17 protein-coding genes are annotated in these 15,199 nt (G+C 35.1%); 7 read left to right on the forward strand and 10 right to left on the reverse strand.

All coding sequences use genetic code 11. The features are described 5' to 3' along the window. The gene (locus QUH73_RS07400; protein WP_124994216.1) at nt 1–249 is read right to left on the reverse strand and encodes a sulfurtransferase TusA family protein; all 249 of its coding nucleotides are present in this window, start codon (nt 247–249) and stop codon (nt 1–3) included. Nucleotides 250–282: 33 nt separating this feature from the next. Continuing rightward, nucleotides 283–849 carry a DsrE/DsrF/DrsH-like family protein gene (locus QUH73_RS07405; protein WP_289529799.1) on the reverse strand — a complete coding sequence of 189 codons (567 nt, stop codon included), beginning with the start codon at nt 847–849 and terminating at the stop codon, nt 283–285. A 399-nt stretch (nt 850–1,248) separates the two neighbouring features. Between QUH73_RS07405 and QUH73_RS07410 the strand changes: the two genes are divergently transcribed. Further along, the gene (locus tag QUH73_RS07410) at nt 1,249–1,929 is read left to right on the forward strand and encodes a Crp/Fnr family transcriptional regulator (RefSeq protein ID WP_289529800.1); all 681 of its coding nucleotides are present in this window, start codon (nt 1,249–1,251) and stop codon (nt 1,927–1,929) included. Nucleotides 1,930–2,121: 192 nt separating this feature from the next. Then, a complete protein-coding gene (gene rarD, locus QUH73_RS07415) occupies nt 2,122–3,024 on the forward strand; it encodes an EamA family transporter RarD (protein WP_289529801.1) in 903 nt (300 codons plus the stop codon). A gap of 2 nt (nt 3,025–3,026) precedes the next feature. Here the strand turns inward: rarD and QUH73_RS07420 are convergent, their stop codons facing one another. The 3 genes from QUH73_RS07420 to QUH73_RS07430 form a co-directional block, all read right to left on the reverse strand. After that, on the reverse strand, nt 3,027–3,482 hold the full coding sequence (locus QUH73_RS07420; RefSeq protein ID WP_289529802.1) for a YybH family protein: 456 nt from the start codon (nt 3,480–3,482) through the stop codon (nt 3,027–3,029). A gap of 388 nt (nt 3,483–3,870) precedes the next feature. Beyond that, nucleotides 3,871–4,638: a transporter gene (locus QUH73_RS07425; protein ID WP_289529803.1), complete on the reverse strand. Its 768-nt coding sequence runs from the start codon at nt 4,636–4,638 to the stop codon at nt 3,871–3,873. A 19-nt stretch (nt 4,639–4,657) separates the two neighbouring features. Then, on the reverse strand, nt 4,658–4,885 hold the full coding sequence (locus QUH73_RS07430; RefSeq protein WP_289529804.1) for a putative signal transducing protein: 228 nt from the start codon (nt 4,883–4,885) through the stop codon (nt 4,658–4,660). Nucleotides 4,886–5,561: 676 nt separating this feature from the next. On the opposite strand from QUH73_RS07430, the gene QUH73_RS07435 reads away from it, so the two are divergent. The 5 genes from QUH73_RS07435 (at nt 5,562) to QUH73_RS07455 (ending at nt 9,299) form a co-directional block, all read left to right on the forward strand. Beyond that, the gene (locus QUH73_RS07435) at nt 5,562–5,936 is read left to right on the forward strand and encodes a response regulator (RefSeq protein WP_289529805.1); all 375 of its coding nucleotides are present in this window, start codon (nt 5,562–5,564) and stop codon (nt 5,934–5,936) included. A 195-nt stretch (nt 5,937–6,131) separates the two neighbouring features. After that, nucleotides 6,132–7,013: an alpha/beta fold hydrolase gene (locus tag QUH73_RS07440; RefSeq protein ID WP_289529806.1), complete on the forward strand. Its 882-nt coding sequence runs from the start codon at nt 6,132–6,134 to the stop codon at nt 7,011–7,013. A 53-nt stretch (nt 7,014–7,066) separates the two neighbouring features. Beyond that, a complete protein-coding gene (locus QUH73_RS07445; protein ID WP_289529807.1) occupies nt 7,067–7,522 on the forward strand; it encodes a methionine-R-sulfoxide reductase in 456 nt (151 codons plus the stop codon). Between the two features lie 330 nt (nt 7,523–7,852). Continuing rightward, on the forward strand, nt 7,853–8,458 hold the full coding sequence (locus QUH73_RS07450; protein ID WP_124994224.1) for a MarC family protein: 606 nt from the start codon (nt 7,853–7,855) through the stop codon (nt 8,456–8,458). A 100-nt stretch (nt 8,459–8,558) separates the two neighbouring features. Further along, nucleotides 8,559–9,299: a sulfite exporter TauE/SafE family protein gene (locus QUH73_RS07455; RefSeq protein WP_289529808.1), complete on the forward strand. Its 741-nt coding sequence runs from the start codon at nt 8,559–8,561 to the stop codon at nt 9,297–9,299. A 76-nt stretch (nt 9,300–9,375) separates the two neighbouring features. On the opposite strand, the gene QUH73_RS07460 is transcribed toward QUH73_RS07455, so the two are convergent. The 5 genes from QUH73_RS07460 to QUH73_RS07480 form a co-directional block, all read right to left on the reverse strand. Continuing rightward, complete coding sequence (locus tag QUH73_RS07460; protein WP_289529809.1) at nt 9,376–11,841, reverse strand: TonB-dependent receptor domain-containing protein; 2,466 nt, start codon at nt 11,839–11,841, stop codon at nt 9,376–9,378. Between the two features lie 204 nt (nt 11,842–12,045). Then, complete coding sequence (locus QUH73_RS07465) at nt 12,046–12,894, reverse strand: patatin-like phospholipase family protein (RefSeq protein ID WP_289529810.1); 849 nt, start codon at nt 12,892–12,894, stop codon at nt 12,046–12,048. A gap of 21 nt (nt 12,895–12,915) precedes the next feature. Next, the gene (locus QUH73_RS07470; protein ID WP_289529811.1) at nt 12,916–13,650 is read right to left on the reverse strand and encodes a lysophospholipid acyltransferase family protein; all 735 of its coding nucleotides are present in this window, start codon (nt 13,648–13,650) and stop codon (nt 12,916–12,918) included. A 297-nt stretch (nt 13,651–13,947) separates the two neighbouring features. Beyond that, nucleotides 13,948–14,643, reverse strand: coding sequence for an SIMPL domain-containing protein (locus QUH73_RS07475; protein ID WP_289529812.1), 696 nt, complete (start codon nt 14,641–14,643; stop codon nt 13,948–13,950). Nucleotides 14,644–14,884: 241 nt separating this feature from the next. After that, nucleotides 14,885–15,145, reverse strand: coding sequence for a zinc ribbon domain-containing protein (locus tag QUH73_RS07480; protein ID WP_289529813.1), 261 nt, complete (start codon nt 15,143–15,145; stop codon nt 14,885–14,887). Between the last annotated feature and the right edge of the window lie 54 nt (nt 15,146–15,199).

The raw sequence follows: 15,199 nt of genomic DNA on the forward strand, positions 1-15,199 counted from the left end.
TTATTTTTTTAGATAAATTTTATAAAATCCAGATTCTTCCAATGTTCCTAAACATTCGAATCCTTTTTTGTTACACCATTTTGGAATATCATTTCTTGTACCTTCATCGGCAGAAAGAATTTCCATAATTTGACCTTTATCAATAGTTCCAATTGCTTTTTTGGCAGCTAATAGTGGTCCAGGACATGAAGTTCCACGTGCATCTACAGATGTATCTGCTTTTATTTCCAATAATTCTTCTTGTGTCATGATCTTAAATTTTAATAATTAAAAAAATTCTCTTTATATAAATAACTGTGATGTGCTCTCACCCATATCTCCGGCAAATGTTACAGCACCTGCAAAACGCATATTTGGATAATCAATCAATTCTTCTTTTTTTATTCCCATCAAATCCATCGACATTTCGCAAATAGTAATTTCAATACCAAACTCACCAGCTTGTTTAAACATTTCTTCCAAAGAAAGAACACCATGCTTTTTCATAATCGATTTGATCATTCGTGGTCCCATTCCGCACATATTCATATTCGATAATTTCAATTTTTCCTTTCCTTTAGGAAGCATGATACCAAACATTTTAGAAATAAAATTCTTTCCAGCCACTGATTTTTTAGGATCACGTAAAGCTGCAAGTGCCCAAAATGAAAAGAATAATTTCACTTCTGTATCCATTGCGGCTGCTCCTAGAGAAATAACCATTGCGGCCAAAATTTTATCAAAATCACCAGACACAACCGCGATTGATAATTGATCTTGATTCATACCTTCCAGCGTGGAAACCTTTGCAGTAAGGGCGTCAATTTGTTTTTGAAAATCAACAGCCTGAGTTTCTGTTACTTGTTGCATTTTAGTTTTGAATTAAATTAATAAACTTATATCTTCGTTTTGAGCAGATGTCTGATCCTGACTTATTCAACAAACACCAATTATTAAATCACACATATCCAAAACAATTGCCCTACCAAGAATAACAGTTCTGACAATCAATTTTTAATTGGTCATTTGATTTATTTTTTCAATTAGTGTTGATTGCAAATATATAGAGAGGAAAAACACCTTTTAATATTTAAGGCGTGATGTAAAGTAAATTTTAATGTGATTCATATCACATTATAGAAATATTTATATATTTGCATTTAGTTTCATTACTGCAAACACAGTAAAAACATATGAAATTCACATATTCGACTCAAAATCAGAACAATTAATAAATAATTATTTCTTTAATCTTGATAAGGATAATTTATGAATGAAAAATCATGTAAATTTTGTGGCAGCAGGTCTTCTGCTACAAATTTTTTAAACGATAAAGAACTAAAAATGCTTGAGGAAAGCTGCGTAGATGTGCAATTCCAAAAAGGTGACGTTATTTTCAGACAAAATGCTCTTTCTTCAAATATTATCTTTGTACAAAGTGGATTAGTGAAAATACATATTACCGGCCCTGAGAGAGAACAAATTTTAAAGATTATTAAAGGACCTATTTATCTTGGAATCCCTACAACTCTTGGAGATAAGGTGAATCATTATTCTGCCACAGCATTAATGGAAACAAGAGTTTGCTTTATCAGCTTAAACTCTTTTAAAGATTTTATTGCATCAAACAGCGATTTTGCCTACGAAATAATCACCGAATTATGCAAGAATGAATTAGGGCATTTTGATCATTGTGTAAATCAAGTGCAAAAGCAAAGCCAGGGAAGAATTGCCGAAGCTCTTTGCTTTTTTGCTGAAGATATATTTGATGAGCCAAATTTTTCATTACCTCTCTCCCGGCAGGAATTTGGTGACTTAACCGGCAATTCCAGAGAAAGTGTTTCCCGAATACTTGCCAATTTAAATAGTGATGGTGTAATATCATTAAATGGGAAAAACATACAAATTTTGAATATGGAACGCTTGAAAAGCATCAGGAAAAATGGTTGAATCTCTATAAAATACCATTCTTAAATATTCCTTTTCACTTGCTCTTACAGTTCATTCGGATTATTTATTATTTCAAAAGATAAATTCTACTGACATCATTCTTTACGTCTTTTAAATTCGATATCCGGCAAGCAAATAATTTTGATTTTAATTACATTTGCCCAATCAAAACCGCCACACACTTACATATCTATGGAAGATACAAAGAATGCCACAATGGGATATGTATATGCCCTTCAAGCCTTTTTAACCTGGGGAATACTGCCCATATTCTGGAAATTACTTTCCAATGTTTCTGCGATAGAAATTTTAGCACATCGAATTTTTTGGTCGTTTGTGTTCCTAATCATCCTGTTACTACTGACCCGGAAAAAAAATGTCTGGAATTTATTACGACAAAAAAAAACGCGTAAGAGTTTAATCATATCATCTCTTCTTATCGGCTTAAATTGGGGATTATTTATTTATGCCGTAAATGCAAAACAAATTGTTGAAGCTAGTCTGGGCTATTACATCAATCCTATTGTAAACGTAATACTTGGAATGATTGTTCTTAACGAAAAATTGGATAAGCTAAAATACATTGCAGTATTAATAGCATCCACTGCAGTTATTTATCTAACAATTGATTACGGAAAATTCCCTTGGATTTCTATTATTTTAGCCTGTTCCTTTGGCTTGTATGGTCTTACAAAAAAGACTGCTGGAATTGAAGCAATATCTGCTCTGGCTGTTGAAACGCTAATTCTGGCACCATTTGCATTGGGATATATTCTATATAAAATGTGGATTGGAAACGGAGCTTTATTTACCGGCAGCATATCAACCTCAAGCTATTTGATGCTAACGGGAATTGTTACCACTCTGCCATTATATTGGTTTGCAAAAGGAGCACAGCAAATTCCACTATCAGCATTAGGATTTATGCAATACATTGCGCCTACCCTAATGCTGTTAATTGGCGTATTAATCTATAACGAACCATTTAGATACGAACAACTTATTGCCTTTGGTTTAATTTGGATTGCATTAGCTTTGTACACAACATCTATAATCAGAAATACAAGAAATAAAATTAGATCAGCAAAACCCTGATTCTATTTCGCAAGTCCTTTATTCCCCGAATCGAGTACGTATTTCCAATCACCATTTTCATCTTTTTTCCAAACTGAGACATAGGTTCCCTGATACAGGGAATCAACCGTCTGAAAAGAATAAGTTCCATAGGTATAACCTAATTCTCCCGATTTTGAAACATCAGCATCCAATGGGCTCCAGGTAAATATAATTTGAGTATCATCTCCTGAAAATTGTTTCTTAATATTTTCTTTTCCTACAATCGGATAATTATTATCCTTCAGCATAACTGCCCCCTCCGACGCATATTTAAAAAAGGCTTTGTTCATACCATTCTCCAAACAATAATCAGAAAAAGCCACATCGGTTTCCATTAGTAATTTTTGGTTTTCTTCGTACTTTGCAGATAAATGACAAGAGCTTAAAGTAAAAAGTAAAGCAATCACAATGAACATACTATTGCTGTAATTTTTCATATTTTCTATTTATTAAATACATTCTAAAAATAAAAGATATCACAAAAAATTACCATTTCTAAAATTCAAAAAGGAACAAATTTATTCAAACGGCAAATTAGAAAGCCTTATTGTTTCTGCTGAAAAGAGATTGGCTCCTGCTATTTAGCCGGCACCCGAAAAATACAGCTCTTTACCTTGTAAGTGGAGAAACTGAATTTGAAATTAATGGTATTTTCACCCTTATTGAATCGAATGACTTAATAACCTTCTCGAAAGGTCAGGCGCACATTTTAAAAGACTGGAAGATTCAAAATTTTTAATTGCAAGAAGCCTCGAATAGAGAAAAAAAGCTTGCTCAGAGATTCTGAACAAGCTTTTTTCTGAATTGATGTATGCAATACCTTTGTTAAGGCATTCTAATTGATAGTCCTAAACTAATAAAAAAATCCGGAGAAACCTTACTTAATCCAATCCCAGTTGCAAAATCGAGTTGTAAATCCTCATTTACAGAGTAAGTCATTCCAGCATCCCAACGATGGTCATTTTTTCCTTCTTTAGGAAGAAAACCATATAATTCTGCGAAAGCTCCTAATTTTTCCGATAAACTCATCCCTATTACAGCGGTATAAATTCCTACGGCAGTATTGCCTCTCTCAGCACCACTCCAAGCTACCCCTAAGTTACCACCCAACGACATTGCTTCATTCAGTGAATATTCTCCATTAACACGAAAATCAGCACCTAAGTATTTATTTTCATAAATGCTTGCTCCAGTTTTTGGAAGCGTAAAAGTGGTCATAAAGGCTAATTTTGGCAGACCTTCGCTTTCCTCCTGCAATTGAAATTTTGCACCAACAACTATTGGTGCAAAACCACTTTCATCAAAACTACCACCATCTAATGAAACATTCGTTCCCAAATAAGCAAGTCCTAAACGAAGCTCTATTTTCTCTAAAAGACCATATCGAACCAATGTTGAATTGTACGTTGTGTTGTTGATTTCTGAATTATATCTTTCAAACGAAAACCCCGATTCTATTTGAAATCCTTTCAATGATACAATAGCAGCGGATTCAGTCTGGTCGGGACGATCTGTTACCATTTCTGACTTCTCCTGAGCAGTTAACCACCCCGAGAGCAACACGGCAACAGTCAATAAAGACATTTTTTTCATCCTGTTTTGCATGTAATAATTATTCTTTTTGCAATTCTTCAATACACATCCTTGCCTTTTCAGCATCGTCATCTGCAACCAACAATTCAACAGAATCGGGCACACCACCTATTCCAACAATGGTGCCTGAACTAAATTCATCTTTCAATAAAGAGGCAATTCCCACCTCCTCCAATCTTTCCTTATAATATTGCACATCAATAATCGATCCTATAAATACGCAGGTTAATTCGGTTCCGTCTGTCATAATAAGTAATGTTTTAAAGATTTATGTTTCCTAAACCGAAGATATGGAAAACTTTCCAAATTCCTAATTTCTATTTATTAAAAATATGAGACGCTCCCATTCTCTATCAAGCGAAATAAAATTCTTTCTTTGGAATAATTGGCCTGTTCTTCCATGTATATTCTACAATATTTTGTCTCGATTCATCCGAAAAAGATTGTAACCGCAGAAGGATTAAGAATTAAAGGAAGCAAAAAAACATCTAATTTTTGCTATTTCAATTATTTTGAAAATTTCAATTTCAGATATTTAATCGATTCCATCCAATAGCATTCGGAAAAAGGATAAGTACTTTGTACCGGTTAGAGTAGATGCAAATCATGCATTACCGGATAGTTATCATGTTAGTACATTCTTTAATAAATTTGAAAAATTATTAACGGTGAAATAATTCTTAATTGAATTTTAATTAGGTAAATTGATGCTGTTCAATTTTATGCAGCAAAAAGAAATGATTAAAAGAATATTATTTAAACCCAATACTTAAAAGGCACAACAGATTAACGATCAATAAATTTAGAAACAAGACCAAATTATTAACACGAAAATTTATTCTTTTCTTTTTCTCCTAAAACTAAAATTGATTTAGATTGTTCGAAAAGATACTTTACATTTGACGTAATAAATAATTATCTATATGAATAAGGAACAAAACAAACTTATCCTCGTTGTTGAAGATGAAGAATTCAACAGAATATATTTTGAAGAATTACTTAATCAGATCAACTGTAACGTGTTGGTTGCTAATAATGGCCTTGAGGCTGTTGATATTTGCAAAAAAAACGATAAGATTGATTTAGTGCTTATGGATATTAAAATGCCATTAATGGATGGATATGAGGCAACTAAAAAGATTAAAAAAATCAGACCCAACCTTCCAATTATAGCGCAAACCGCATTCGCTCTGCTTGGCGATAAAAATAAATCATTGGAAAATGGCTGTGACGATTACATTGCAAAGCCTGTAAAGAAGGATGTTCTCATTCAATTAATAAGAAAGCACTTAGCTTAAACAATTTAATCCTTTTATTCTTACATTTTCCGGTTCATGATATTTCATGAAGTTTATATTGAATACTTACTAAATTTACCCCTCCCATTATTGAAATATCACCTTGTAAATTAAGAATTTATAACATTTCCACTCTTGCAATTCAGACAAAAAAGTGTTTCATTGCACTTCAGTCGAATTTAAAGAATTAGGAAGATGAGGAGAAGGATTAAAAAGCTGTTGTATGTTTCCGGATTTGCAATTTTATTACTGTTTACTATCGGATTTGTAATCATTCAAAAATTCAAAGCAGAATTCGATGATCAGAAAATAATGAATGAATTTCATGCTCAAAATATTTTCCCTCATAGTGAAATGATTCCTTACGAAGGAAATGAAATTCATAGTATCTACATTGGCGATCTATCAAAACCTAAAGTTTTATTAATTCACGGTTCTCCCGGATATTGGTTCGATTTCAAGTATGTTTTTGCAGATAAAACACTTCAAAAAGAATATTGTATAATTTCCTATGATCGGCCAGGTTATGGGAAAACGACTGTTCCTGCAAAAAAACACCTTAGCGATCAGGCAAAAGTTGCTGCTGCTGTTCTTAACCATTATGGAAAATCAAATGAAAAATTTACACTCGTAGGACATTCTTATGGTGGAGCTGTGTTGGAACAAACAATTCTTGATTTTCAACCCAAAATAAGTCACGCCATATACCTTGCACCATGTTTATCTCCGAAATTCCAGAAAGCGAAATGGTACAATCTTATGATATCAGGTAGTTTAACAAATAAAATGTTACCGCACGAATTGCGAAACAGCAACCTGGAAATGATGGCTTTGGAAAAGGATTTAGACCTAAACGAAGGAAGATTACACGAAATTACTATTCCAACAAGCTATATACAAGGCAAAAAGGATGTTTTAGTGCCTTACCAAACACAAGCCTACTATCTTAAGTTTCATAAAAATGCAGATCATAAATTGCTTGAAGATTTGAATCATTTTATTCCATGGTCGAATCCGGAACTTATTGTTCAGGCAATTAAAGAAGCAAATTCGCTGAATAGGTACAGTAAATTTTGAACTGAATCGTTTTTCGATTAACTTTAGAATCATTAAAAATAAGGAGGCGAATTATGAAGAGATATATCATTTTACTTGGACTTATCCTTTTTGTTAGTAACAACCTATTAGCACAAAAAGAAATGACAAAAGATAAATACAACGAGCTTAGCGCAGATGAAAAAAGAGTAATTATTGATAAAGGAACCGAATATCCGGGAACCGGAGAATATTTACACAATAAAACAAAAGGTGTTTATACCTGCAAGCAGTGCAATGCAGAACTTTATCGATCGGACAGTAAGTTCGAATCAAATTGTGGCTGGCCTAGCTTCGATGATGAGATTGATGGTGCGGTGAAACACATTCCTGATGCAGATGGAAGACGTATCGAAATTGTTTGCGCTAATTGCAATGGACACCTTGGTCATGTATTCACTGGAGAGGGATTTACAAAAAAAAATACGCGGCATTGCGTCAATAGCATCTCCCTAAATTTCATACCATCGGAGGAAACTAAAAAGCAATAATTGAACATCTAATTGTAAAAAAGACTTACCTGAGGTAAGTCTTTTTTTGCATAAACTACTAATACCTCTCCTTCCTCCTTAAAATATTTCAGCTAAGTTTAAAGGCAATTTCAAAAAAAGATATATCTTCGCGAAAGTTTAAGATTTTAACACAATTATCGCTATGCTGTTTTATTTTAAACATATATATCAACTTTATAGTTATTTTTCACAACAACAGCTTACTAAAGTAAGAAGTTAGAAAGCCTGGACTTACTCATTCGATTAAAAAATTTGTAAGTTTATCCGAGAATCAACAACTACACTTACCAAGTCCAAAATTTTATTGTCATGAATTTCAATTTTATTCAAATCATCACCTCTTCAATGGTTCTTTTCGCAGTAATAGATATTATTGGATCCATTCCAATCATTGTAGATTTACAGAAAAAAGGAGGTAAAATTGAAGCTCTTAAAGCAACTCTTGTTGCACTTGGTGTTCTAATAGCCTTTTCTTTTTTAGGTGAAAAACTTCTTGGTCTTTTTGGCGTTGATATTTCAAGCTTTGCAATTGCAGGTTCGTTTATTCTATTTATTATGGGTGTAGAAATGGCTTTGGGAATCGAGATTATTAAGTATGATGGTCCCAGTGGTGTTTCAATTGTTCCTATCGCCTTCCCTTTGGTTGCCGGAGCAGGTTCATTTACAACTGTTCTTGCATTGCGTGCCGAATATGCAATGGAAAACCTAATTGCTGCCATTGTATTAAATATGATATTTGTTTACATCGTACTGCGCTCAACCAATCTTGTTGAGCGCATTATTGGCGAAGGTGGAATTCATATTTTGCGTAAAGTTTTTGGAATTATTTTGCTGGCCATTTCGGTAAAGCTGTTTATGACTAACGTAGCCATACAAATTCATTCTTTATTCCCTTTCCTTAAGGAAGCTTTATAACATTTCTCAGAAAGGAATTTTAAGCATATTTAACGTCGCACATATAGGTGAATCCACTAACTTTGTATCATTCAAATAAAAATTATTAATTGGGTTTCTAATGCATGACATTACCATAATTCAAATCGTTCTTTGCAGCATAGTTATCCTTTCTGCAGCATTTATAAAAGGGATGACCGGCTTTGGATTTGCATTACTTGCAATCCCATTTCTTTCTTTTATTTTCCCCATGCAGGTATTGGTTCCTGCCATGAGTTTATTCAACCTGATAACCAGTCTGGTAATCCTGTTTAAACTTCGTGAGAAAATAAAAGCCTACTATTTTATTCCCATGTTTATAGCCAGTTTGGGAGGAATTCCATTGGGCATATATGCACTCGAATATGTTAGCAGCGATACCTTGCGACTCATAACCGGAGTTCTCATTATCCTATTTTCGATACAAATGTTAGGCAAGGTGAAATTGGCCAAACGCTTTTTAAATTTGCCAATTGTTTTTGCAGGTTTCATAAGCGGTCTTTTGGGCAGCGCCATATCTGTCGGTGGTCCCCCATTGGTTATTGCAATGAATCGTAAAGGCTATTCAAAAGAAAGATTTCGAGGCGTATTTGCCTGGTTCAGTACTTTTTCCGCTTTTTTTACCACTGTTGCCTTTTTAATGAAAGGCATGATTGAAATGGAATCTGTAAACCTTGCTCTTTTTTGTTTGCCCATTCTATTTTTCGGATCGCATTTTGGCGCTAAATTTTCCGGGAAAATTGAACCGGAAAAGTTCCGGAAAATTGTAATCGGAATTAATATCATAACAGGTTCCTTTATTGTGATTTCGAGCCTTATTTAGTCATCCAAAATTAAGAGCAAAAAAAGGATGTTCCTTATGAACACCCTTTAAAATTAATACGATATAGTTGTTGTTATTACATTTCAAATTCTTCTACATCAACCCCGCCTTCTGATCCTCTTTCACGCTTCAATTTATAGTTGTTTATTTTAAAGCTTAATTTCAAATTGAATGTTGGCGATTTATGACTAAAACTGCTAAAGTTGTAGAAATTATCTCCTTCGTATAAGGTTTCATGTTTTGCTGTTCCAAAAATATCGCGAACCTGGAAAGTAGCAGACAGCCTGCGTTTCATGAAATCGCGCTTTAGAGCAGCTGATGTTGTAAAGAACCCCTTACGTTTTCCTTGAGCCCAGTTCGTTTCCGATTGATAGTTCGCAGTAAACTGAACCCGTGTTTTTGGATCAAAAATAATGGTTGAATTATTCCTAAGACTCCAATTGTAACTTTTCGTTGAGAAATCCTTATAAATATCCTCATCAGATGAATTGGTTATCGTAAAATCTCCTTCTTCTTTGTAGTGATAGAAATTACCTATTAAATCGTTCTTAAACCATTTGCCAAAAGATAAATTTATGGTTGCTTCCATACCTAAAGAATAATCATTACCTACATTAACAGAAGTACTCTTCATTACGTTTCCCTGCTCTTCCCATGGATATCTAACGCTTTCAATTTTATTGTGAGTGACTTTATAATAAGTTTCAAAAGTCACCGACTGATCTCCAAAGCGTTTCGAATAAGCCAATTCGTAAGAGTCAATATATTCCGGATTTAAATCAGGATTTCCTTGTCGCACATTGTAGGCATCTGTCCAGGTAACAAAAGGCTCCAACCAATAACCTCTCGGACGTTGAATTCGTCTGGTATAACTTGCCATTATCTGATTGTCTGATCCCAAATCCATTTGTGTATGAATGGTTGGAAAGAAATCCCACCGTTTAATGGTGAAAATCTCAGATTCATCTTTAAAATCGATTTCCCGATTTGTATACTCAGATCTGAAACCAAGCTGATAACCAAATCGCCCCATCTTCGAAGCATAAGTTGTATACAAACCATGCACCTGCTGATCGTAAGTTACATCATGACTGTATAATGGTTGAGGCTCATATTGTTTACTTACAACACTATAATCCTCCTGTTTTGTGTCTGCCTCGCTGGATCGAATCTGTCCCTGATAACCAAACTCAAATTTTGCATCCTCGCCTAAGGGCAATGTATAATCGGAACGAATTTCCCATCTGGTTCCCGGTCCATCCTCTATTGCTATTTTTCCGGATGTTTGATTGCCATTAGCATCAAACAATTCGTTGGTTGACTGCTCATCACCACTTCCGCGATGCGAATAAGTCACCTGAGAAGCCAACAGGTGACCTTTACCATTAAATTTTCTGGTGTACGAAAAATTTGAATTCACAAAAGTCATTTCTTTCTCCCAAAGATCTTCACTATCGTATAAAATTCTTTCCGGATCAGTACTGTCAAACTCCTGATAATCCAAAACCGAACCCCGTTCCATGTCTCTGTTTCCGTATCGGAAGCCAAACGAAATTTGATTTTTAGGATCTATATCAAAATCGAAACCAGTACGAATGCCATAACCCAAACGCTTCATTTTAGCTTCACCATCCGATAATACAGAACTTGTAACCCCCTCATAAATGGTTCTGTTCTCGGTTTTGCTGGTGCCTTCGAACTGACGGTTGCTGTAATCCAATCCTAAATTCCAATTCCACTTTTTCTTGCGGTAATTAATTAAAATATCACCGCTTCGGTTTTCCTGACTACCCATTGATAAGTTAGCTACTCCATTCAATCCATTCTCGGTATTCTTTTTGGTGATAATATTAATAATTCCAGCCGTTCCTTCCGGATCGTATTTCGCTGAAGGATTGGTAATAATTTCGATGTTCTCGATCACACTTGCAGGCATTTGCTGCAAAATATCCGATGCATCCAAAATAGAAGGTTTTCCATCCACCAAAACGGTAAAATTTGAATTGCCCCTAAGACTTACATTCCCTTCAATATCCACACTAACAGATGGAACATTCTCCAAAACATCAACAGCAGTTCCGCTGGCTGCAGTAATTTGCCGGCTAACCGGGATTACCTTTTTATCAATTTGATACTGCACCGGAGCGCGTTCAGAAGTTACGACAACTTCGTTTAATGCTTCGCTTGCCTGCCGTAAGTTCACAGTCTTTAAATCAGCCAGTTTGCGGGTTCTGTCAATAGGAATATTTCGAACAACAGCTTTATTGTAACCAATAAAAGTAATTTCAACGAAATATTTTCCAGGATTCAGCTTTGCAAGTTCAAAAGCCCCTTTTTCATCTGTAATGGTTCCGTCAATAAGGCTTGAGTCGGCCATATTGTAAACAGAAACCGTTGCGTATTCAACAGGAACATCCATAGCATTGTCCATCACAATACCTTTTATTACTCCGCCTTTCATTTCCGGTTTTAAAACCGGTTCCTCTGCTCTAGCTGATATTACTATAAAGCTTAAGCAGATCAGAAGAATTAATCGATTCATTTAAATTGAATTATGAGTTTTATAAATTGTCCAGACAAACTTACCATTCAAAAGCCAAAAACATCCACGAAATTTGATTTTTAGATTTTCGTTAACATTTGGGCGATCAAAAAGCCTATTCGCCGGACTATCATTCCTCTCTATAGACAATAAAAAAGGCAAAAGGTTTAAAAAGAAAATTATTTTTCTGATCAGAGAATCAAATTACAGAAGATTCCATTTTTCAATTGCAATTCGCCCCATTTCCCGTCCCAGTTCGTAATCTGTTACCAGTGTGGCATAATCTTGAGTGAATCGCTTTGTTTTGAAATTTTCGGGGGGACAAATATCCAAAATCTGAAGGTTTTGCGGCGGATTTTGAATAAAATCGATCGATGAATTGTAATTGTCCGGACGATTCAATAATGCTTTCACCAAACCCGGATGTTTTCGAAAGAGCAAACGTCCCAATTTTGATTCCATTCCTTTTTTCATCCGAAAAGAATTTGGACGGGAACGAATCACCATAATTTTAACAGCTCCCTTTTCAACTGCTCTCTGAATTGGAATAGGCGCAGAAACACCTCCATCTGAAACTATTTGGCCGTCTATTTTCAGAAAATTGCGGTAGAAAAGAGGAACTGTACAGCTGGCCTTCATCACATGGCTAAGGCTTTCTGCATCGGGCTTGATAAAAACCGATCGACCATCTGAATTCATGGTAACTCCAATTTCAAAATCAGGATTGTTGGCAAACAGCACATCCAGATCAATAGGCAGTTCACGGGTAGTGATATCCCATGACCAATCTAAATCCATTAAATGTCCACCTGCCAAAAATTTCTTCCAACTGATGTATTCGGGCCGTAAAGAATAATCTGTAAACATCTTGAAATTTCTCTTTCTCTGCCTGGAAAGATAAGTGGCCGCATTAACTGCTCCGGCCGAAACACCCAATACAGAGTGAAAAGGATTGAATTCCATCTCTATGAACTGATCCAAAACACCTGCCGCAAAAATACCGCGCATTGCGCCGCCTTCCACTACCAATGCTGTTTTATTCTTTTGGTTCATCATCGATCTTTTCCTTAGTATTTATTGGTTCAATTCTTTCTTAATTACAGCTTCAACCATTTCGGTTAGTTCAATTGCAGTGTAAGATGCCGGCTCAATAGGATCTAAAACCTTATATCTTACTTTAGCCCCCAAACTCAAGGGGAACATTCCTTTTTCTTCAATTTTATAATTACCATCAACAACAAAAGGAACTATTAATGCATTTGGTGCAGCCTGAAGCAAGGCTTCTATTCCACCAGCTTTAAAAGGTTTCACTACCCCTGTTTTACTTCTGGTTCCCTCTGGAAAAATACTGGCAGCGTAATTATTTTTTGCGATTAACTGACCCAGCTTATAAATTTCCGGTATTGCCTGAGCTCTGTTCTTTCTATCGATTAAAGCGGCACCCGAATGGCGAAGATTATAGGACACACTCGGAATGTTTTTAGCCAATTCTTTTTTTGAAATGAACTTTGGGTGGTGTTTTCTGAAAATCCAGACAATTGGCGGTATGTCGTATACTCCCTGATGATTGGAAACAATGATTAACGGCCGGTCAGTTGGCAAATTAACTTTTGGCAAAGATGTAATGCGAACGCCTAAAAACACAACCACACGCATTAAAAAAAAGTTTAAAACATCAACCGAACTCTTGTGAGCCTGATAGCCGAACAGCTTGTGACAAATTACCTGTATTGGATGAAAAATTACCAACAGCAACAAGAAAAGAATGTAAAATATAAAGCTGAGAATATAAGACAGGATCTTGATCATTTATTTTTCGATTTTGTATTTCTCCACAAAAGAACAAAAAAAACATTTATAGATAAAGGGTTGCGGGGAAAATTGATGAATTGTCGCTAAAAATACCACTATTCTTGGGATAGCCGAAGTGAAAATTTAACCACAAAGAACTCGAAGTACTGCACAAAGTATCACAAAGCGTCTGTTTCTTTTCCTTTGTGTGTCTTCGTGATAACCTTATTTTTCCTTGGTGGTAAATGCCTTTTCCGAAACATAAAAAAAGATCCCTATGTTTATAGAGATCTTCGTGTTTCTTTCCGGTTAATTCTATTCCAAAGCAAAGCTGATCATCACAGAATATTCCAATTTAATTTTCTGAAAATCCAGATCAGGAACACCCATAGCCGATTCAAAGTTTTCACTTTTCACCCGCATCATTGTATTTACCATTTGTCGGCCATAAGGTGAAGAAATTTCATTGATGTAAATGGCTTTCCCCACTTTTTGTCCGATTGCCTCGGCCAGAGCTACAGCTTTTTCTTTACCTGCTATAACAGCATTTATTTTAACCTGCTTGCGATACTTCTCAATTTCGGAATGATCCACTCTCAAAATACTGATATTTGATATCTTGATCTTATCCAACTCAACAAACACCTTTCCGAGTGTTTTAGAATCGTGTACCAACAGTTCAAAATCTTTCGATTTCTTCATATCAGCACGTTGAAAAAAGTGATTCTGCAAATTACTGGCAAAATCAGATACCGAAAGCTGTTTTTCCAAATTGATGCCGGCCTTTTTTAAAGCCACAAACATTTGCTTTTCCAATACTTCGATGCTTTCCTTGTTCTTGGTGTCCTCCTCATCCAAATGAATGTTTAAATAAATTTCATCGGGAACGACCTCTAATTCTGCCAATCCTTTTACTTCGATGTAATTTTGATCGATAAAGTTTTTTTGAGCTTGTGCCATTGCACTCCAGCTAAGGAAAACAGCCAATAGTAGTATTACATTTCTTTTCATCTGTTTATAATTTTAAGTTTTTGTCAGATGGAACTTACCACATAATTATCTTCCTGTGTGCAGAAAGCTTTATACGTGGACGTTTCATGTGTTTACAATTTTTTGTATGAATGTTATTTTTTACAAGGTTTTAGTAAACAAATACCGTGCTAAGCAGTATTCTTTATTCAAAATAAGATGAATTGTATGCAATTTAGTTGCGTCCAAACTTTACTAAAAAACAATATTCTAACAAATCTCACTACTTCTTCCATCTTTCCAAACGCCCCATACCACGGGTAAACAACCAGGAAATAAGCTTCGAATGTCCACCTTCCATCATCTTTTGTTTGCAGAAATCCTGAAAATCGACAAGTGTTCCGGTATAAGTAAACTCTCCATTCGCGTAACAGTAGCTGCAGTATTTCAAATTTTTACTTCCATCGGCATTGGTGCCGCCTGCCTGAGGGTCTTTTTTCATGGGCATTCCACAAGATTGACACATTTTATTTGCTTTATCCATGTTGTTATCGTTTAAATGATGTATCTGGAATAATAATTTAGTTCGGTAATCTGA

The organism is Labilibaculum sp. K2S, assembly GCF_030372765.1.
GTDB lineage: Bacteria > Bacteroidota > Bacteroidia > Bacteroidales > Marinifilaceae > Labilibaculum.